This window comes from Candidatus Enterococcus leclercqii (genome assembly GCF_009933135.1).
GTDB classification, from domain to species: domain Bacteria; phylum Bacillota; class Bacilli; order Lactobacillales; family Enterococcaceae; genus Enterococcus_C; species Enterococcus_C leclercqii.
Map to the genome: position 1 here is coordinate 232,303 of NZ_MAEH01000017.1, position 20,716 is coordinate 253,018.

The 20,716-nt window shown below is 44.6% G+C and carries 17 protein-coding genes; 16 read left to right on the top strand and 1 reads right to left on the bottom strand.

The annotated features are described in order from the left end of the window. The first annotated feature begins 74 nt into the window (after positions 1 to 74). Together mnmE and mnmG are read left to right on the top strand one after the other, a co-directional pair. Positions 75 to 1,472 carry a tRNA uridine-5-carboxymethylaminomethyl(34) synthesis GTPase MnmE gene (mnmE, locus tag BAU14_RS12250; RefSeq protein ID WP_161900396.1) on the top strand — a complete coding sequence of 466 codons (1,398 nt, stop codon included), beginning with the start codon at positions 75 to 77 and terminating at the stop codon, positions 1,470 to 1,472. A 164-nt stretch (positions 1,473 to 1,636) separates the two neighbouring features. Then, positions 1,637 to 3,538: a tRNA uridine-5-carboxymethylaminomethyl(34) synthesis enzyme MnmG gene (gene mnmG / locus BAU14_RS12255; RefSeq protein ID WP_161900397.1), complete on the top strand. Its 1,902-nt coding sequence runs from the start codon at positions 1,637 to 1,639 to the stop codon at positions 3,536 to 3,538. A gap of 205 nt (positions 3,539 to 3,743) precedes the next feature. Here mnmG and BAU14_RS12260 read toward each other — a convergent pair whose 3' ends face one another. Further along, positions 3,744 to 4,901, bottom strand: a complete 1,158-nt coding sequence (locus BAU14_RS12260) for an MFS transporter (RefSeq protein ID WP_161900398.1) — start codon at positions 4,899 to 4,901, stop codon at positions 3,744 to 3,746. Positions 4,902 to 5,666: 765 nt separating this feature from the next. Between BAU14_RS12260 and BAU14_RS12265 the strand changes: the two genes are divergently transcribed. The 14 genes from BAU14_RS12265 (at position 5,667) to BAU14_RS12330 (ending at position 20,716) form a co-directional block, all read left to right on the top strand. Continuing rightward, the gene (locus BAU14_RS12265; protein ID WP_161900399.1) at positions 5,667 to 6,983 is read left to right on the top strand and encodes a CHAP domain-containing protein; all 1,317 of its coding nucleotides are present in this window, start codon (positions 5,667 to 5,669) and stop codon (positions 6,981 to 6,983) included. Between the two features lie 441 nt (positions 6,984 to 7,424). Further along, on the top strand, positions 7,425 to 7,715 hold the full coding sequence (locus BAU14_RS12270; RefSeq protein WP_161900400.1) for a hypothetical protein: 291 nt from the start codon (positions 7,425 to 7,427) through the stop codon (positions 7,713 to 7,715). Positions 7,716 to 7,983: 268 nt separating this feature from the next. Then, complete coding sequence (locus BAU14_RS12275; RefSeq protein ID WP_161900401.1) at positions 7,984 to 8,955, top strand: helix-turn-helix transcriptional regulator; 972 nt, start codon at positions 7,984 to 7,986, stop codon at positions 8,953 to 8,955. After that, positions 8,945 to 9,586: a GyrI-like domain-containing protein gene (locus BAU14_RS12280; protein ID WP_161900402.1), complete on the top strand. Its 642-nt coding sequence runs from the start codon at positions 8,945 to 8,947 to the stop codon at positions 9,584 to 9,586. Before BAU14_RS12275 ends, BAU14_RS12280 begins: the two co-directional genes overlap by 11 nt. 285 nt (positions 9,587 to 9,871) lie before the next feature. Beyond that, on the top strand, positions 9,872 to 10,588 hold the full coding sequence (gene rsmG, locus BAU14_RS12285; protein ID WP_161900403.1) for a 16S rRNA (guanine(527)-N(7))-methyltransferase RsmG: 717 nt from the start codon (positions 9,872 to 9,874) through the stop codon (positions 10,586 to 10,588). 126 nt (positions 10,589 to 10,714) lie between these two features. Beyond that, complete coding sequence (locus BAU14_RS12290; RefSeq protein WP_161900404.1) at positions 10,715 to 11,479, top strand: ParA family protein; 765 nt, start codon at positions 10,715 to 10,717, stop codon at positions 11,477 to 11,479. Beyond that, on the top strand, positions 11,469 to 12,356 hold the full coding sequence (locus tag BAU14_RS12295; RefSeq protein ID WP_161900405.1) for a ParB/RepB/Spo0J family partition protein: 888 nt from the start codon (positions 11,469 to 11,471) through the stop codon (positions 12,354 to 12,356). The genes BAU14_RS12290 and BAU14_RS12295 overlap by 11 nt, the downstream gene beginning before the upstream one ends. A gap of 101 nt (positions 12,357 to 12,457) precedes the next feature. Further along, positions 12,458 to 12,652 (top strand): DUF951 domain-containing protein, encoded by a 195-nt coding sequence (locus BAU14_RS12300; RefSeq protein ID WP_161900406.1) that lies wholly within the window; start codon positions 12,458 to 12,460, stop codon positions 12,650 to 12,652. Between the two features lie 158 nt (positions 12,653 to 12,810). Then, complete coding sequence (ychF, locus tag BAU14_RS12305) at positions 12,811 to 13,911, top strand: redox-regulated ATPase YchF (RefSeq protein ID WP_161900407.1); 1,101 nt, start codon at positions 12,811 to 12,813, stop codon at positions 13,909 to 13,911. Positions 13,912 to 14,035: 124 nt separating this feature from the next. Further along, the gene (locus tag BAU14_RS12310) at positions 14,036 to 14,737 is read left to right on the top strand and encodes a DUF1129 domain-containing protein (protein ID WP_161900408.1); all 702 of its coding nucleotides are present in this window, start codon (positions 14,036 to 14,038) and stop codon (positions 14,735 to 14,737) included. A gap of 896 nt (positions 14,738 to 15,633) precedes the next feature. Continuing rightward, positions 15,634 to 16,470 (top strand): hypothetical protein, encoded by an 837-nt coding sequence (locus BAU14_RS14285; protein WP_202622227.1) that lies wholly within the window; start codon positions 15,634 to 15,636, stop codon positions 16,468 to 16,470. Between the two features lie 327 nt (positions 16,471 to 16,797). After that, positions 16,798 to 18,336, top strand: a complete 1,539-nt coding sequence (locus BAU14_RS12320) for an ABC transporter permease/substrate-binding protein (protein WP_161900409.1) — start codon at positions 16,798 to 16,800, stop codon at positions 18,334 to 18,336. Further along, positions 18,336 to 19,352, top strand: coding sequence for an ABC transporter ATP-binding protein (locus BAU14_RS12325; RefSeq protein ID WP_161900410.1), 1,017 nt, complete (start codon positions 18,336 to 18,338; stop codon positions 19,350 to 19,352). Before BAU14_RS12320 ends, BAU14_RS12325 begins: the two co-directional genes overlap by 1 nt. A 41-nt stretch (positions 19,353 to 19,393) precedes the next feature. Then, positions 19,394 to 20,716: a dihydrolipoyl dehydrogenase family protein gene (locus tag BAU14_RS12330; RefSeq protein WP_161900411.1), complete on the top strand. Its 1,323-nt coding sequence runs from the start codon at positions 19,394 to 19,396 to the stop codon at positions 20,714 to 20,716.

Genomic DNA, 20,716 nt, shown 5'->3' on the forward strand with positions numbered 1-20,716 from the left:
TCGAATGGGGCGCTTTTTTTATTGCATTTTTGTCGGAAGTTCGACAAGTAAACGATTCAAAAAGGAGCAGAGTCATGGCTGAAATCACACAGGAATTCGATACGATCGCGGCAATCTCGACACCGCCGGGGGAAGGAGCGATTTCCATCGTTCGTCTCAGCGGGGAAGAAGCTGTCAAAATCGCTGCTGAAATCTACCAGAGTGGCAGTAAATGTCTGGCGGAGGTTCCCACCCATACGATTCACTATGGACACATCGTGGACCCCGCTGATCAGCGATTGGTGGATGAGGTGATGGTCACCGTGTTGCGGGCACCCAAAACCTTTACACGAGAAGATGTCGTGGAAATCAACTGTCACGGCGGTATGGTAGTTACCAATCAGATCTTACAGCTGGCATTGCGGCAAGGCGCGCGGCTGGCAGAGCCAGGAGAGTTTACCAAGCGGGCCTTTTTGAACGGCCGTGTTGATCTGTCACAGGCCGAAGCAGTGATGGATTTGATTCGGGCCAAGACGGATAAAGCCATGAATGTCGCGCTAAATCAGCTGGACGGTAATTTGTCTGCCCTGATTCGCTCCTTACGCCAAGAAATTTTAGAGACCCTCGCCCAAGTAGAGGTTAATATCGACTATCCGGAATACGATGACGTAGAAGAGCTGACTACGCGGCTTTTGTTGGAAAAAGCTAATCAGGTCCAAGGACAAATCAATCAACTGCTAGTGACAGCCCAACAAGGAAAAATCCTGCGGGAAGGTTTGAGCACAGCCATTATCGGCCGGCCCAATGTCGGCAAATCCAGCCTGTTGAACTACCTGCTGGACGAGGAAAAAGCCATCGTCACAGATATTGCCGGTACGACCCGGGATGTCATTGAAGAATACGTCAACGTTCGGGGGGTTCCTCTCAAGCTGATCGATACGGCGGGCATTCGCGATACCGAAGATGTCGTTGAGAAAATCGGCGTTGAGCGCAGTAAAAAAGCGCTGGTCGAAGCAGATTTGATTCTTTTGGTTCTGAATCAAAGTGAAGCGTTGACTGTGGCGGATCGTACCTTGTTGGAGCTGACTCGTGACAGCAAGCGAATCATCTTGTTGAACAAGACCGATCTGCCTCAAAAATTGGACCTGGCTGAAGTGGCTGTTTTGGCGGGGGACAGTGTTGTCTTTGCTGTCTCTGTGTTGGAACAAGAGGGATTGGATCAGTTGGAAAATGCCATTGCGGCTTTGTTTTTTGCTGGCGGAACCGGTGAAAAGGATGCCTCTTACGTCTCCAATACGCGCCATATCGCTTTGCTGGAAAAAGCCGGGCAATCTCTTGGTGATGTAATCGGTGGCATCGAGGCGGGAATGCCGGTGGATCTGGTACAAATTGACATGACCCGTTGCTGGGATTATTTAGGAGAAATCGTAGGTGATAGTGTTCAAGATGAACTCATCACGCAATTATTCAGTCAATTTTGTCTTGGAAAATAATAAATAACAAATTTGTGTTGGTTGTTTTGTTATTTAATTTTCGCAACAAAAAAAGCCTGCCACCACAGCCGGCTCTCAAAAAAATCAGAGGCAGTGTGCAGATTACCTGCCTCAAAATCGCAATTTATCAAGTCAAGTATGGAAAACAAGGAGCGAAAAAATAAATGGAATTTCAAGCTGATTCTTATGATGTCGTCGTAGTCGGAGCCGGTCATGCCGGATCAGAAGCGGCATTAGCCAATGCACGAATGGGGAACAAGACCCTGCTTTTAACCATCAACCTGGATATGGTGGCTTTCATGCCTTGCAATCCTTCAGTCGGTGGTCCCGCAAAAGGCGTTGTCGTTCGAGAAATTGATGCATTGGGGGGCGAGATGGCTAAGAATATCGATAAGACCTATATCCAAATGCGGATGCTAAATACCGGTAAAGGGCCGGCTGTCCGGGCGCTGCGGGCACAGGCGGATAAAAAAGCCTACGCCAATGAAATGAAATACACGATTGAAAAAGAACCAAACCTGACCTTGCGTCAAGGACTGGTGGAAAAACTGATTGTAGAAGACGGTGTCTGTAAAGGGGTCATCACCAACACAGGGGCTCGTTACGCGGCAAAAGCGGTAATTATCACGGCAGGAACGGCTCTGCGAGGAGAAATCATCATCGGAGAACTGAAATATTCCTCTGGTCCTAACAACTCACAGCCGTCTGTCGGTTTGGCAGATAACTTGAAAGAACATGGATTGGAGATTGCTCGTTTCAAAACGGGCACACCGCCACGGGTGAAATCTTCTACTATTGATTATTCTGTGACTGAGATTCAGCCTGGAGATGTTGAACCCAATCATTTCAGCTATGGGACACCTGACAGTGCCTACAAAACACAGCAGGAACCTTGCTGGTTGACCTATACAAATCTAAAGACACATCAAATCATCCAAAACAATCTGCATCGTGCGCCGATGTTTACCGGAATCGTAGAAGGGGTGGGTGCTCGTTATTGCCCATCTATTGAAGACAAGATTGTACGTTTTTCTGATAAGGAACGTCACCAGCTGTTTTTGGAACCAGAAGGGCTGCATACGGAGGAAGTCTATGTGCAAGGCTTGTCAACGTCAATGCCAGAAGATGTTCAGGTGGATTTGTTGCGCTCCATTGCCGGCTTGGAAAATGTGGAAATGATGCGTACAGGCTATGCCATCGAGTATGATGTAGTCGTGCCTCATCAGCTGCGGCCCACTTTGGAAACCAAGTTGATCGAAAATCTTTACACTGCCGGTCAAACAAACGGCACCAGCGGCTATGAAGAAGCTGCCGGTCAAGGTTTGATTGCCGGAATCAATGCTGGTTTGAAAATCCAAGGTAAAGAGCCATTGATTTTGCAACGAAGCGACGGGTATATCGGTGTCATGATTGATGACCTGGTGACAAAAGGCACACAAGAACCTTATCGGCTACTGACCAGTCGTGCCGAATACCGCTTGATTTTGCGTCATGACAATGCGGATTTACGGTTGACTGAAATGGGGCATCAAATTGGTCTTGTCAAAGAGCCTCAGTATGAAGCTTACCTTGCGAAAAAAGCGGCAGTCGAAGGTGAAATTGCTCGTTTGCACAAGCTGCGAATCAAACCAACGGCTGAAGTTCAAGCATTTCTTGCCGAAAAAGGCGCAGCTGCTTTGAAGGACAGCGTATTGGCAGTTGAATTTCTCCGTCGCCCAGAAATCAGCTACCAGGAATTGTTGCAATTTATTCCTGCTGACGAAGTGTTGACTGCTAAAGAGATCGAACAGGTAGAAATCCAGATTAAGTATGAAGGCTACATCAAAAAAGCGATGGAAAAAGTTGAAAAGCTCAAACGCATGGAAGCAAAACGAATTCCAGAAAATATCGATTATGAAGCAATCAACGGTTTGGCTACGGAAGCTCGCCAAAAACTTATGAAGATTCAACCGGAAACTATCGCTCAAGCCAGTCGAATTAGTGGTGTCAACCCAGCAGATATCAGCATTTTGATGGTGTATATCGAACAAGGCAAGATCGCCAAAGTGTCCACTGACAAGGCTTAGTGTAGTGAAGCACCGCGGGGAAAAGCTGCCAATTCGAATGTTTCACATGAAACTTTTTATTTCTTTGTCAGTTGGTATCAGAAAATTTAACAATAAAAAAAGGCACTTCCACTGCATTTTGATGGAAGTGTCTTTTTTTGTAGCTCGCGTTTAGTAACTGAGGATTGGTACACTTCAGTTTCTTCTTAATAAAGAAGGTAAGCTCTTAAACATTCAACGTCCGTTTTAAGCGAGGATAAATCAATACCCCGCCTGCAGCCAGCGCCAGACTGACAAAGACAAAGGTGCTGCGATAACCAAAAATCTGAATCAACCACCCACATAAAGGAAAGAAAGGGATCATCATCATGGAATAACAAAGGCTGTCGATACTATTGATAGTGGCTCGTTGCTCCGATGGAATCAGCTGATTGATAAAGTTGGAGCGAATCGGGGTTACCAAAGCCGGCAGACAGTTTGCCAAAATGTAGCAGGGAATAACCCCCACAACCGGCAAAAATCCAGAAGCGGCAGTGGCAATAGTCAGCAGTAATAAAACAATAGCAAACAGACGTGGCAACGAAACCTGCTCTCCGACAACAGCAGCAAGACGCACAGCGGCCAATTGGAATAAGGTGCTGGCGAAGATTACCAGACTGATGCCAATCCCATTGATCCCCAGCTGTTCAAAGAAATTCTGAAAATAAAAATAATACGTGGCATTCAAGCTGTCAATAAAGGCGAAGGCCAGCATCACTAGGAACAGCCCGGGAATCTTCAACGTCATGGCAAAGGCGCTGGTGATCAGCTGAAAGTAACGCTGTCGTTGCTGTCGAATACGAGGCGGTTCTTCAAAGCGCAGGGCAGTAAGAATCGCCAAACCATTCAACAAAATCTGCAGCCAGTAGACACCGTCGAAAAACCAGTGGCTGAACAGACCCGCCACGACGATCCCCAATGAATTGCTGATTTCAAGGATCATATTGATATTGGCAGTGACTTTCAGGTAGAGTTTTTCCTGCTTGACGGCTAACAAAGATTCAAAGACCAGGGCTTCATTGGTGCCGGAAGACAGATTGTAGCTGAGGGCGCTAAAGACAAAGCCCGCGGTCACAATCCAGAAATTACCACTTAGCACAGTCAGTAGGCAGCTGATTGTATTGATGATTCGACTGGCAATCAATGTATTTTTATAGCCGAAGCGATCGGCCAGGCTGCCAGAGGGTACTTCAAAGATAAAACTGGTGACATGAAAAACGGCTTCCATAATCCCGACTTCAAGTGGGGAAAAACCCTTTTGCGTCAGATAGAGCATCCAGAGGCCGGTGACTACGAACCACTGGAAAAAAGTATAGCGATAATTTCGTTTGATATTTTCTTGCATTTTTTCTACTCCTTACGTAAAGTCCACCGAAATGATTGCTCCTACAGCGCCTTACGTAAAAGAAAAAACGCAGTGGAAAAGAGACTCCACTGCGCCATATTTGTTATTTTACAAATTTGCTCAAAGAGGAGGATCGGTGTGACTGATGAAATTTTGGATAAAAATAGCGATTTTTGGGCAGACTTCCCCATTTTTATGGAAATCATGTGTCATTTGTCGACACTCATACAAAAATGCTAATTGAAATCTGTTATTGTTTGGGCATAGAGTTATCGCTGCCATCTAGTCATCACCACCTTTTTCAGCTGTTGTTTCAGATGCTTTCTTGCTTTTTAGTATACCATGAAGGCCAAGTTAGCTGATAGAAATTGCTGAAAAATCCGTATAAAAAAGCGCTATAAATGAATAAAAAAAACAGGGTTATCCGCAGTCAAGTTCTCCAAAATTTTGAACTTGTAATGAAATAGCAACATTAAACCAGAAGATTCTCCAACAAAACAGATAACGCTTTCTTCATAGAAATGTTGATAAAAACCAATGGATTTTATCTTTTACTATCCTAAAAAGGAGTATTTATAGAAATTTCATAGTCTTTTTGAAGAAAAATATAACGTTGGAAATGAAATATATCTGTAACATTACTAATATCTGATTGATACATCTAAATGTTAGAATTTGGACTGTAGCAAGAATAGCTACCTAAAAATCGAATTTAATCACTTTAAGTATAAATTAGAAAAGAAACAGTCGGAGGAGAACAATCAATTGAAAAAGAGAGCACTCGCAGCATTATTGGTAAGTACATTGACCTTGGCTACTGCACCAGTCACTGTTTTCGCTGATACGTTCGACCAACAAATTCAAGAAAAAAATGACAAGATCGCTGACCTGCAAAACCAACAGGCTGGCGCACAATCGCAAATCGAAACAGCTGAAGCAGAAGTTGCAGCAGTCAATGGTAAGATCCAAGATTTGGAAGCAAAACAAACCAAATTGACGGATGAAACACTGAAATTGCAAGACGAAATTGCACAGTTGAAGCTGCGTATCGCAAAACGCCAAGAAAAGATCAACAAACAGGCGCGGGATACACAAGTTAACGGCTCTGCTACGACCTACTTGGACGCTGTTTTGGGTTCTAGCTCAATTACAGACATGGTGAATCGGGTTCAAGCAATGTCTACTTTGGTGAATGCCAACCAAGATTTGTTGAAACAACAGCAAGCAGACAAAGAAGCTGTAGAATCCAACGTGAAAGAAAATGAAGCAAAGATCAAAGAATTGAATGAAAGCCAAACTGAATTGGCTGAACAAAAGAAAGACATCGCCAACAAACAGGCTGAACTGGAAGTTTTGAAAGCAACTTTGGCAGCCGAAGAAGCTAAAACAGAACAAGATAAGAAGACGTTGCAAAAGAAAAAAGCTGAGGCTGAAGCAGAAGCAGCACGGATCAAAGCTGAGCAGGAAAAAGCTGAAAAAGCCCGTAAAGCAGAAGCAGCACGTCAACAAAAATTAGCCGCTCAAGCAGCAGCTGAAGCAAAAGAACAAGAAAAACAAGCACAAGAAAGCAAACCGGTTCAAGAAACACCGAAAGCACCGGAAGCTTCTACTGAACCAGAAGACAACAACAATACCGGCAGCTCTGAAACACCAGAACCGACGCCAACACCAGATCCAGAACCGACGCCAGATCCAGAACCGGAAGTACCGAAACCTGGTGATGGAAATGGGATTGACCACTCCGGATCAGGCAACATGTACCCTTGGGGCCAATGTACCTACTATGTAAAAATGGTAGCACCTTGGGTTGGCACTTATTGGGGCAATGGCGCTGACTGGGCATATTCCGCATCAGCTGATGGTTACCGTGTCGATGGCACACCAGAAGTTGGTTCAGTTGTCGTATTTGCAGCTGGCCAACATGGTTTCAGCGCACAATATGGTCACGTAGGTTATGTAGAATCCGTTAACGGTGACGGCACTTTCACCTTCTCACAAGGTGGGATGGGCTTTGCTAGTCCAACTGGTCCTAACTATCAAACATTGAGCGCATCAGGTTTGCGATTTATCCACCGTTACTAAGAAAATCAGCTAATTGATAGGCCTGTGACAATAGTTGAGTCACTGTCCTACGAACCGAACAATACCAAACGTAAGACGCAAGCAAAAGCCGACAATCTTCCATTAAAATCATTGGAAGATTGTCGGCTTTTCATTGCTAAAAATTTCAAAGGCTGACTAACCTTGATTTCATCAAGCCAAGTCAGCCTAATTCACTTTTTCTCCTGACACGTATGGTAATGTTCTCTCTTCGGACTAAGACATCAAGAGGGTCACAATTTTTCCTCATCCGTATACTTTTTACTAATTGTGGTTAAATAGCCGCTGTTTAGTACTTGGAATTCACTTAAGTCACCTCCCCTTTTTTGTGAGGCGACTCCTTTTGTAAGGCGGTAGCGTTTACTGGCTTTTAAAGGATAGTCTTGGTACATTTAGGGTATCAAGACGAAATGAGGGATTTTTATGGAAATATTCGGTAATCAGGCAGCTTTTCTAGAAGATTACCGTCGGATCGTCAAAGGGGCTGCCCAACGATCAGATGAGGAAATTATTGCAGAGGCCAACAAGATTCTACCTACAGCCGCTAACTTTCAATTGATTGCTGAAGCGGACCAGACGACCTTTGGAGAAAGAATTTGTTTTCCGTTCAAACAGGAAATCTGTTCAACCGATACGGATGGGACTGTGACCAGCCGTTTTGTTTACATCGGCTCGCCATTTCAGTTGGATGCGAAATTTGATGAACAGCAATAAGCAACCGGCAAAAATCAGCTACTTGGCTGCTTAAGTGTGGTACCTGTGGCAAATCTCTTTAAGAAGAAACTTTCGGATGTCCCTATGTCCGAAAGTTTTTTGCGTTGAGGAAAATTGTTTCTCAGGCTGAGGCTATCAAAACAGAAAAAAGCTGCGCTGCCAGTTGGTCATTTTCTAGTTGCTTCTTGATAAAACCTGACTTTCCCTGTCAGGTTTTCCACGCTATACTAAAGAAAAGTGGACATTACGGGATAAAGGGAGTGGGGCAATGACAAACAGTCGATTGCTGCAGCTATTGTTGCAGTTGTTGAATCAAGGCAAGGCAACGGCGCCGGAGCTGGCGGAAAAATTCGAAGTGTCAGTCCGCACCATTTACCGAGATGTAGATGCTTTGAGTGCTGCGGGAGTTCCAATTTATACAACTCCGGGAAAAGGCGGCGGGATCTTCTTGCAAGAAGGCTATGTTTTGGATCGTACCCTGATGACGGCAAGTGAACAAAAACGAATCTTGATGGCTTTGCAAAGTTTGCAGGCGGTGGATGCTGGAGAAGGTTCAGCTGAGTTATTGAATAAATTAGGGGCATTGTTTCAAAAGGCCGGCGGGGGACGTCGCTGGATGCGGGTCGATTTTTCTGATTGGACTGGGCAACGTTCTGCTTTGTTTTCACAACTGCAAGAGGCGATTTTGACACAACGGAAAGTGACCTTCACTTATCTGAGCTATAAAGGGACCTTTGTTGATCGTGAAGTAGAGCCGTTGCAGCTAGTGTTCAAAAGTCATGAGTGGTACTTGTGGGCTTTTTGCAATTTGCGTCAGGACTTTCGTCTCTTCAAATTAACACGGATGCAGGCAGTCAACGTAACTCAAGAAACATTTGAACGCGTCTGGCAAGAAGTGGACTTTGAAGATAAAGGATTACAGCCAAAAGAACAGCACGCATTAGTCAAGCTGAAATTAGTGTTTGAAGCAAGGCTAGCATATCGGGTCTATGAAAGCTTTTCTGATGTACGCAAGCTGGCAGATGGCCGCTTTTTTGTAACCTGCTGGTTGCCGGATAATGTCACGACCTATGATTTTATTTTGTCTTTTGGCGATCAGGGGGAAGTGGTGGCACCAGCAAGTTTTCGTGAGGCAATGAGACAGCGAATAGCGAAGCTTAACCAAAAATATAGCCTGCCTGTTGATGAAGCAATCTGCAGGGAGAAAATCACAAAGGAGGAGCTCACGGATGAAACATGAGTGGAAAAAGACGGAAAAAAATTATTACCTGCCTGGCCGTAAACCGGCGCTGATTACCCTGCCTAAGCAGCAGTTTATCATGATCAGCGGTACCGGCGATCCCAACAAGGAAGATTTCAGCGAGCGGGTGGGCATCTTGTATTCATTGGCTTATCCGCTAAAAATGGGTTACAAGAAGCGCTGTCTGAATGATCCAGAGGCAGCTGGTGCAGTTGGATATACGGACTTTACCGTCTATCCGCTGGAAGGTGTTTGGAGTACCTCTGATCCAGAAGATCCTTTGAATAAAGACAAGTTTGTCTACCAAATCATGATCCGCCAACCGGCAGTGATTACAGCCGAGGACTTTGCCGAAACACTGGCAATGGTTAAAGAAAAGAAACCTCAGCCACTGCTGGAAGAGGTAACCTTTGAAGAAGTAGAAGAAGGTCTTTGTGTTCAAATGCTGCATCAAGGAGCCTTTGACGAAGAGCCTGCCAGTTTTGAAAAAATGCAGGCTTTCGCAACTGCGGAACAAGTGACACGGGTAGGCTGGCAGCATCGGGAAATTTATCTTTCGGATCCTCGTAGAACAGCACCAGAAAACAGTCGCACAGTTCTGCGCTTTCAGGTGAAAAAAGCAGCGGTCTGATTTAAAAAGTGCATTAGACCAGAGCAATCAGTCAGCACTGGCAGCGGTTTGGTGATAAGCTGAAAGAATCTTGAAAATACTTTTAAAGAAGTCCGTTAATCCTTGGTGATTGGGGGGCTTTTTTTGGTGAAACCTCAAGGACATTTTTCTAATGATCCATTAAATCCCCCGGACAAACCATTGCACAAACCGCCGTTTTGCGTTAAAGTAGTGGTTGTGAAACATTTTTGTGAAACACTCTAAATGCGGCGGGTTATACCGCTTTTTGAATGAAAGGAATACACTATGCTGCCTGAAGAATTCCGATTGCGGCTGGAAGCTGACGGAATCCAACTGGATGACCGACAGATGGCCCAGTTTGCTGATTATTTCCGCTTGTTGGTGGAATGGAACGAGAAGATGAATTTGACTGCCATCACAGAAGAAAAAGAAGTGTATTTGAAGCACTTTTATGATTCCGTGATGTTGGCATTGGCAGTTCGGCTAGATCCGACTGCATCTATTTGTGATGTGGGAGCTGGCGCGGGCTTTCCCAGTATTCCCTTGAAGATCGTTTTCCCAGAGCTGCAGGTGACTATCGTAGATTCCCTGAACAAACGGATCACGTTCTTGACGCATTTGGCGGAGACCTTGGGACTGACAGGTGTCCGTTTGTATCATGATCGAGCAGAGACTTTTGGACAAAACAAAGCCTTTCGTGAGAGCTTTGACTATGTGACTGCGCGGGCCGTGGCTCGCTTGAATGTCCTGGCAGAGCTGTGCCTACCATTGGTGAAAAAAGACGGGTTCTTCTTTGCCTTGAAGGCTGCCAAAAGTGACGAGGAGCTGGCAGAAGCGAAGCCGGCAATCGCTGCAATGGGCGGAAAGTTCATGGAAGAGATCGCCATGTCCCTACCTGTGGGCGGTGACGAGCGGCATTTTCTGGTCATCCAAAAGAAAAAAGAAACACCGAAAAAATATCCCCGCAAACCGGGCTTGCCTAACAAACAGCCCATCAAGTAAGTTCAGCCGACAGCTTCCTAAGTAGCAGACTGTCGTCAATAAAAGCGTTGAGGCAGCTCAACTAGCGCCTTTGACTAGTCGAGCTGACCCAAGAAGAATCATAAACTAGAGGAGGATCCCTGCTTTATGGCACGAATCATATCTGTGGCAAACCAAAAAGGCGGCGTAGGAAAGACAACCACAACGGTTAATCTCGGCGCCTGCTTGGCATTTGAAGGAAAAAAAGTCCTACTGGTAGACATCGATGCTCAAGGCAATGCCACCAGTGGTGTAGGTGTCCGCAAGCCGGATGTCAAAAAGGATATTTACGATGTATTGGTCAATGAAGAACCGATTGCTGAGGCGATTTTGCCCAGCAGTCGTGAAGGACTGGATATCGTACCGGCGACGATTCAGTTGGCAGGTGCCGAAATCGAATTGACGTCTATGATGGCGCGGGAATCTCGTTTGAAGTCCGCATTGGAAGAAATTCGTGATCGCTATGACTATATTTTGATCGACTGTCCGCCTTCTTTGGGGCATTTGACCATCAATGCATTTACTGCCAGCGACTCGATTTTGATTCCAGTTCAATGCGAGTATTATGCATTGGAAGGCTTGAGTCAGTTGCTGAATACTGTGCGCTTGGTGCAAAAACATTTCAATCCAGAACTGAAGATCGAAGGCGTACTCTTGACCATGTACGATGCCCGTACAAATCTGGGGGCGGAAGTAGTGGAAGAAGTCCGTCGTTATTTCCAAGAAAAAGTCTATGATACCATCATTCCCCGCAATGTCCGGTTGTCAGAAGCGCCAAGCCACGGCTTGTCCATTATCGACTATGATCCGGAATCCAAAGGTGCGAAGATGTATTTGGCACTGGCAAAGGAAGTGTTAGTCCGTGAAAAATAAAGGAAAAGGGTTAGGCCGAGGAATCGATGCACTTTTTCAAGATTTCAAAGATTTGGAAGAAGTCGACGTGAAGACGGAAACAGTGGTGGATATTCCCCTCAGCGAATTGCGACCAAATCCCTATCAACCCCGTAAGACTTTCGATGAAGCCTCACTGCAGGAGTTGGCGACATCGATTGCGCAATCTGGTGTTTTTCAGCCGATTATTGTCCGCAAGTCAGCGGTAAAAGGGTATGAAATCATTGCCGGCGAGCGGCGTTTCCGAGCGTCAAAACTTGCAGATAAGGAAACAATCCCCGCAATTATTCGCGAGTTTGATGAAGAGTCCATGATGCAGATTGCTGTTTTGGAAAATCTGCAGCGGGAAGATTTGTCCCCGTTGGAAGAAGCAGAAGCCTACGAAATGCTCATGAAGAACCTGGAATTGACCCAAGCACAAGTCGCCGAGCGCTTGGGTAAAAGCCGTCCTTACATCGCCAATTATCTGCGGTTATTGACACTGCCGAAGCTGGTAAAGGAAATGCTGCAAGATGAACGACTTTCTATGGGACAGGCCCGCACCTTGCTTGGTTTGAAGGACAAAAACCAGATCTTGAAACTGGCCAATCGCTGTGTGAAAGAAAACTTGACTGTGCGCCAACTCGAGCAGCTGGTGTCAGCGATGAACAACAAGAAAGAAGTTAAAAAGACTCCCCGCATTGTGAAGGAAAAACCCTATTACTTGCGAGAAGGGGAAGAACGTCTGATGGACAAATTCGGCACCAATGTCGAAATCTTGGAGAAAGACGGCAAGGGCAAGATTGAAATCGAGTATTTGTCTCAAGGGGATTTGACCCGTATTTTGGATATTTTGGATATTCAGTTTGACGAAGCTTAGAATATTGCAAAACTGGCGGCTCCCGGGGCAGTACTGCCGGAGGAAATCGCAAATCGTATTTTCAGTAGCGGCGGTCACCAGTACAATCGGAGGGATCTATCATGTATGATCTGGGAGATATCGTGGAAATGAAAAAGCCCCATGCCTGTAAAGCCAATCGTTGGCAGATCATCCGCATGGGCGCCGACATCAAAATCAAATGCACCAATTGCGGCCACATCGTGATGTTGACCCGTCGTGATTTTGAGAAGAAGTTAAAAAAAATTCTGGAAAAAGCTCCAACTGCTGCCGAATAAGCAGTGGTTGCCGTTTATTTGAATGGTAGCTGATTGCCGAGCTTTATTAGTATTAGTCTAAGTGTTGTTTTTTCAGCTAAAGCAAAGCGACAGCCTTTTGGACCTTTTTAAAGAGGCTGCCGTGTTTTATCAATCTAAAAAGAAAGAGTGAAGTTACTATGGCATTAACTGCCGGAATCGTCGGCTTACCAAACGTCGGTAAGTCTACCTTGTTTAACGCAATTACCAAAGCCGGAGCAGAAGCGGCCAATTATCCTTTTGCAACCATTGATCCAAACGTCGGAATGGTGGAAGTACCGGATTGGCGCCTGCAACGGTTGACAGAACTGGTTCAACCAAAGAAAACAGTACCAACGACTTTTGAATTCACCGATATTGCCGGTATTGTTAAAGGTGCCAGCAAAGGAGAAGGTTTAGGAAACCAGTTTCTGAGCCATATCCGCCAAGTGGAGGCCATCTGTCATGTTGTCCGCTGTTTTGATGATGACAACATCACTCACGTAGAAGGCCGCGTTGATCCGTTGGAAGACATCGATACCATCAACTTGGAGCTGGTATTGGCAGATCTCGAGTCCATCAACAAACGATACAATCGGGTAGCTAAAGTGGCGAAGACCAAAGACAAAGAGGCAGTTGCCGAATTGGCAGTCTTGGATAAGGTTAAACCGGTCTTGGAAGAAGGCAAGTCAGCCCGCAGTATCGAGTTTTCTGATGAAGAACAAAAAATCGTCAAGAGCCTGTTCTTGTTGACGACTAAACCGGTTCTGTACGTTGCCAATGTGTCAGAAGATGAAGTTGCCGATGCTGACAACAACCACTATGTGCAAGAAGTTCGCAATTTTGCCGCTTCGGAAAATGCGGAAGTCATCGTTGTTTGCGCTCGTGCAGAAGAAGAAATTGCAGAATTGGACGACGCGGACAAAGCAGAATTCTTGGAGGCAATGGGGATTGAAGAGTCTGGTTTGGATCAATTGATTCGGGCGGCCTATGACCTGTTGGGACTGGCAACTTATTTCACTGCCGGCGTTCAAGAAGTGCGGGCGTGGACCTTCAAAAAAGGTATCAAAGCACCCCAAGCTGCCGGTATCATCCATTCTGATTTTGAACGGGGCTTTATTCGAGCGGAAACTGTCTCTTTTGAAGACTTAGACAAATACGGAAACATGCATGCCGCCAAAGAAGCCGGGCGCGTCCGCTTGGAAGGCAAGGACTATGTCGTTCAAGATGGCGATGTCATGTTGTTCCGATTCAACGTGTAAGCGGTCAAAAAAACTGTTTATCAGGTTGTGAATATGATAAAATGGTTTTTGGACGTAATTTTTAACTTTGTACGAAAACGGGTGTTGCACCTGTGATCGGCAATGCAATGAGGAGGAACTCTGCATGGAGCCAGAAGTTTTACGGCAATATGTTTCCGAAAATCGTGAGCTGGAACCGCAGCTGACTAAACGTAATCAACAATATATTTTTGATTTAAAGAAATCGCTGCAGGCGGCCAATCTTTCTGAAGAAGAAATGGTGATCGCAATGCATGACATTCTACCGACATTGGTAGAAGAACAAAAAAGCGGGAAAACGGCCCGTCAGTTGTTCGGAACCGTCGCTGAACGAACCGAATCAATTTTGAACAAGCCGCAACCAATGCCAGAAGCAAAACCGGTCTTGATGTGGGTGGACAACACCTTATTCATCCTGGGTGTCTTCGGTTTGATGGTAGGTGTGATGGGACTGTTCACCAATGGCAAAGCCCAAATGTATGGGGTCTTCAGCCTGTTGGTAGGGGCGGCGATTGGTGGTTTTGTCTTCTATCTGTTCTACAAATTCTTTTACCAATACGAGCAACCAGGCGCAGACAAGAGCAAGCGTCCGAAACTTTGGAAAGCGATGCTGTTGATGGTACCGATCTTCTTTTTGTGGATGCTTTTGTGGGGTGTCTCCAGTTTACCGATGTTCGACATCATCAATCCGACATTGCCGCCGTTGGGGACTGTCGCAATCGGGGCAGCCGCATTGGGATTGCGTTGGTTCTTGAAGAAAAAATACAACATTCAAGGCAGTTTTGCCGTCCCACCACGGGAACAATAAACACGGATTATCCTAAAAACGTCTCGATTTTTCGAGGCGTTTTTTTGTAGTAGATAAAGGACTTATAAAAAGTTGAGCTGTAAGAAGGTTGATAGGTCAGTCTTCTTACAGCATTTCATATTGTAAAATATGCGAAAAGTAGTTAAGCGAAGAAGTTCATGCGAGAGGAGAATTGGACAAAAAGAATTCCAAATTAAGTATGAAGAAGCAAAATAAAAAGCCTTTAGCAGAAATTGCTTCGATTGAGCAAGAGATAGTGTGTTAGATTTATTTGTCTCAAATGTAGCGAGATGGAGGATATTTCGAAGGAGGGCGTTGATTTTTTGATGTCAGTGATTTAGATTACGACCCAAATCATTCACCACAATTTACATGTAAAAGCTGTGAATCAGTTATGTATCCTGAATATTATCGTAATGCAGCTGAGGGAAAATTCAAGTTCAATAAGCTGTCGTAAGCTGAAGTGAATAGAAAGAGAGCCTCGGTGCCTTTTCCGAGAATTTTCTTATTAGTTTAAATCATTCGTGATTGTAGTCAATAAACTTTAATCATTGAACTAAAATATTAGGGAAATCAAACATCCGTCAAACAAAATTTCAACAGTGAGCCCGTACTAACAATCAATCCATTGGCGCCTCTCCACTTGGGACATGTCTCCTTCTAATCGAAAGGAAGTGAAAAAATTCGCGGAGGTTGTTGAAATCCACCTATATGATTCTGATATCCGGCCAGAGTATATTTGAAAAAATTACGTATGCTCGAAAACATTATGTGACTGGGAGGCAATCAATCTCGATTCGGTGACTAAATATCTTTACAGTGCTACTTAGGGGCTAAAATCTACATTTAATGATAAGATTTTATTGATATGCAATATAAAAAAGGAGGTTTTTATAATGAAAAAGTGGTTTGTGGGATTAGTATTGCCATTAATGGTATTTTTTTTGGCCGCATGTAGTAATGATTTATCAATAAAGCTAGATGAGACAGAAGCTACTGCAAATAATGACGGGACGGTTGCGATTAAAGGAAAGGTTGACGGGAAAGGTACTCTGTATATAAACGACCTAAAAGCAGAATCACAGCCAAGTAAAGATGGTAGTTTTAATACAGTATTTGGAACTACAGGATATGAAGATACTACACTTCATGTAAACTATATTGATGATGAAGACAAAGAAAACAGAACTTCTACAGATTTTAAGGTTAAAGCAAATGCTGAAGCAGTAGAAAAGAAAAAGGAAGCTGACGCTAAGGCAAAAAAAGAAGCCGAAGAAGAAGCTGCTAGAGCTAAAGCAGCTGAGGAAGCTGCTAAGAAAAAAGCTGAAGAGGAAGCAAAGAAACAGGCTGAGGAAGAAGCAAAGCAAAAAGCAGCTGAAGAAGCAGCTAAGAAGAAAGCTGCGGAGGAAGTCAAGCAAAAAGAGGACGCTATCAATGCAGCTTTCGAAGAAATAATTTCTGTTGGTTCTGGCTTTATTGTAAAAATTGAGCCAATTGATGCAACAGAGCCTTTGGAAGACCGCGGTTATAAAGCTTACATTGTTGATGATGTAAAATATGAAAATGAAAATGTTCGGCATCAATTTATAGATAATCTTGCGATGGCTATCCAAAATAAAGTTTCAGAGCAAACAGGAGATATCCCCTACCTAACTATTGCCTATATAAATAGCGGCCGCACCGCTGCTAGTAGTGGAATATTAGATCGGAGTGTAATGAAGTATAAGGAATGAATAAATAAAAATATACTACTCTTATCAAGCAATAATAAAAAATGAAAGATAGTTATTAGCGCATCCCTCTTTTCGCAACCGATTATTTCAGTAAAAATGACTTACTTAATGCTTAGTTGGTCTTTTAACCGTTCAGTTCGCAAAGGCTTATGAACGGTTTTTTTATGCCCAAATTTTCCAGTCTTATCTTTGGTGAAAAAAACGGCTACCCTCTATACTTAAAGAGAGCAATAAGAGAGCAATCACGAAAAACTCGTGGGAAAAGATGCCAGATCAATTGTTTTGCTGCAAGGGCACAATCCTTCAGGTTGGAGAAAGGATAATGGAATGGGACAACTATGGGCGACATTTTTATCACGAAAAGAGGAGCTGCTACAAGCAACTATCGAGCATTTAGGTATCTCGGTAGTCGCGTTGTTACTAGCGATGGCAATTGCTGTCCCCCTAGCCATTTGGCTGACAGCACATAAAAAAGCGGCAGAAGCTGTTTTGCAGCTCACCAGTGTTTTACAGACGATTCCTTCGCTGGCACTGCTGGGATTGTTGATTCCATTTGTAGGAATTGGCACGGCACCGGCTTTGATTGCATTGGTAATCTATGCGTTGCTGCCGATTTTTCAAAATACGTATATCGGACTGACTGAGATCGATCCTTCTATTGAAGAAGCAGCCGTAGCTTTTGGTATGAGCCGCTGGCGACGACTAACTAAAGTGGAGTTACCCATGGCGTTACCGGTAATTATTTCCGGAATTCGAACAGCCTTTGTGTTGATTATCGGGACGGCGACATTGGCGGCACTGATTGGGGCCGGTGGTCTGGGGACGTTTATTTTATTGGGAATTGATCGGAATTCTCCTGATTTGACACTGATTGGTGCGGTAAGTGCGGCAGTGTTGGCGATTTTTTTTGGCGCGTTGATCCGCTTCCTGCAACAAAAAAAGCCCCGCTACACATTGATTACTCTGGCAATTTTATTGTTAGGTTTAGGCGGATATGAAGTCTATGCCAATCGTCTGCAGCCGCAGACGCCTATTGTAATTGCCGGAAAATTGGGGGCCGAACCAGATATTTTGATCAATATGTACCAACAGTTGATTGAAGCAGAAGACGCTGAGGCACAAGTAACATTGAAACCTAATTTTGGTAAAACCAGTTTTCTTTTCAGTGCGTTACAGCATGGACAGGTGGACATTTATCCAGAATTCAGTGGCACAGTCTTAGAAAGTCTGGTAAAGCTGCCGGAGAATCAGCAGAATAAAAAAAGGAACCAAGAAGAGACCTACCAAGATGCGGCAATGCTGTTGAAAGAGCAATTCGATATGGCCTTTTTGCCACCGATGGCTTATGAAAATACGTATGCATTAGCAATGAAAAAAACATTTGCCGAAGCCAACGGAATTACGAAAATTTCTGATTTGGCAAAGATTCAGTCAGAAGTCAAAGCCGGGTTTACATTGGAATTTATCGACCGCTCCGATGGGTATCGGGGGATTAAGGAGAACTATGGATTGGATTTTCCTTCTGTCCAGAGTATGGAGCCAGCCTTACGGTATCAGGCCATCAATAATGGCGATGTCAATTTGATTGACGCATATTCCACTGACAGTGAAATCAAGCAATATGATCTGGTGACACTAGCAGACGATCGTGGTTTGTTTCCTGCTTATCAAGGAGCGCCTTTGATGACGGAAGCCTTTAAAAGAAAGCATCCACAAGTGGTTGAAGCACTGTCAAAATTAGCAGGGAAGATAACTGAAGCTGAGATGGTAGCACTGAATTACCAAGTCAATGTCGAGAAAAAAGAACCGGCAGACGTTGCACGGAATTTTCTGGTTCAAGCCGGTTTGTTGAAGGAGGGACGGTGATGAGCGCTCAAATCGTATTTGATCAGGTGACAAAAGCCTATGATGATAAAGAGATTATCCGAAATTTGAGCTTTAGCATTGAAAAAGGGGAAATCTTTGTTTTGGTAGGGCCTTCCGGTAGTGGTAAAACCAGCACGTTAAAGATGATCAACGGACTATCGCAACCCACCAGTGGGACAATTTATTATAAAGACCAGCCGTTATCTGCGTATGATATTCGCAAAGTTCGCTGGCAGATTGGTTACGTTTTGCAGCAGATTGCATTGTTTCCAACAATGACCGTCGCTCAAAATATCATGGTGATTCCAGAGATGGTCGGCTGGACCAAAGAAAAGCAACAACAAGAGACTGATCGGTTATTGACCAGTGTCGGGCTGGATCCAGAGTTGTACCGCAGGCGGATGCCATCGGAACTATCCGGTGGTGAGCAGCAGCGAATCGGTATTCTACGAGCACTTGCTGCCAATCCGGAGGTCATTTTGATGGATGAGCCTTTTAGTGCACTAGACCCCATTTCCCGCAACGAACTTCAAGAGCTTGTCTTGGCTCTCCACGCTAAACTTGGGACTACTGTGGTCTTTGTGACGCACAATATGGAAGAAGCAATAAAATTAGGCGACCGCATCGCTGTGATGAAAGAAGGGGAGCTTTTACAAGTAGATACGCCGGAACAGTTGCTGACAGCCCCTTCCGAATCATTTATCAACGAGTTTTTTCAAGAGCAAAAAATAGGATCAGAAAGGGATCAGCCTGCTAGCCAAATGGGAATTTATCAGACGAAGATCAGCTGTTTAGCCGATCGTTTGCTGACGGATTCTTCGGCGCTTCAGACGCGGGAATTGCCTTATTGCCGACTGACGGATAATTTGGCACAAGTCTTCTTGTTATTGGCAGAATTTGATGGCGTAGCTGTCTTAGAAGATGACTCTGATGGAAGAAATCAGCAAGCAGATGGCAGTGTCAAAGGTATTTTAACTAGGCAAGCAGTCTTTGCGTATTTGGCAGAACAGGAATAAGCAGGTAACTGGTTTTTGTATGGTAGACAGGAGGACTTGAGATGGAAAAATTTGATGTGATTGTAATCGGTTCTGGGGTAGGAGGGATGGCTTGTGCCAGCCCACTGCAAAATGCCGGTAAGAAAGTCGCTGTGGTAGAAATGGACTTGTGGGGCGGCACCTGCCCCAATCGTGGCTGTGATCCTAAAAAGGTATTAATAGGTGCTGTAGAAGCTAAGACACAGGTAAGGCAGTTACAGGGAAAAGGATTTAATAATCAACCGAAAATAGATTGGCCGCAATTGATGGCCTTCAAAAAAACATTCACTGATCCAGCACCGGAAAGTTTTCAAAGAAGTCTCAATACTGCTGGGATTGAAACAATCAAGGGACAGGCATCCTTTGTCAGTCAAGATACACTTCGAGTTGGTACACGACAATTACAAGCAAAGGATATTATTATTGCTACTGGACAGCGGCCTAGTTTACCAGAGATTCCTGGTGCAGAGCTGCTTCATACGAGTACCGATTTTTTGTCTTTATCAACGTTGCCCCATGAAATGATTTTTCTTGGAGCAGGGTATATCACGTTTGAATTGGCGACGATAGCTGCTGCTTGTGGCAGCCAGGTTACAATTATTCACCACAACAACCGGCCTTTGAAAGCCTTCGATGAAATGCTGGTACAGGAAATGACCACTCAGATGACAGCAAAAGGAATCAAATTTAAATGGGATACGGAAATTACGGCCGCTCTGACTGACGGTAACAATCGTGTTCAGCTGCGGACAGATGATGAAAAAAGCTACACGGCTGATTACGTGGTAGCTGCTACTGGACGAATCCCTAATATTGAAGGGTTAAGTTTGGAAAAAGCAGGGGTGGCTGTCAACCGAGGTGGCATAGCAGTCGATGAGTTCTTGCAAACCAATGTCTCCCATATTTATGCTTGCGGCGATGTTGTAGCCAAGCGGCGACCTAAGCTGACCCCAGTCGCTACTTTTGAAGGAAGTTACGTAGCTTCCCGAATTTTAGGGGAGACAGCAGCAATCAATTACCCTTTGATTCCTACTATTGTCTACGGTTCCCCCAAGCTAGCAGAGACTGGCCAGACCATTGCCAATCCAGATGCCGGTGAAACAGAGACAGTCATGGATCTTACCCAGTGGTTTACTTATCGTCGAGTGAATGAAGATATTGCTAAAGTAAAACTAGTAAAAAATACTGAGGGAATGCTTATCGGTGCGTCTGTCCTCAGCGAACGTGCCGATGATATGATCAACTACCTCACCTTTTGTATTCAACAAAAACTAACGACTGAAGACCTTACTAAAATGATCATGGGTTATCCTACGCTGGCCAGTGACTTGAGCTATCTGGTCTGA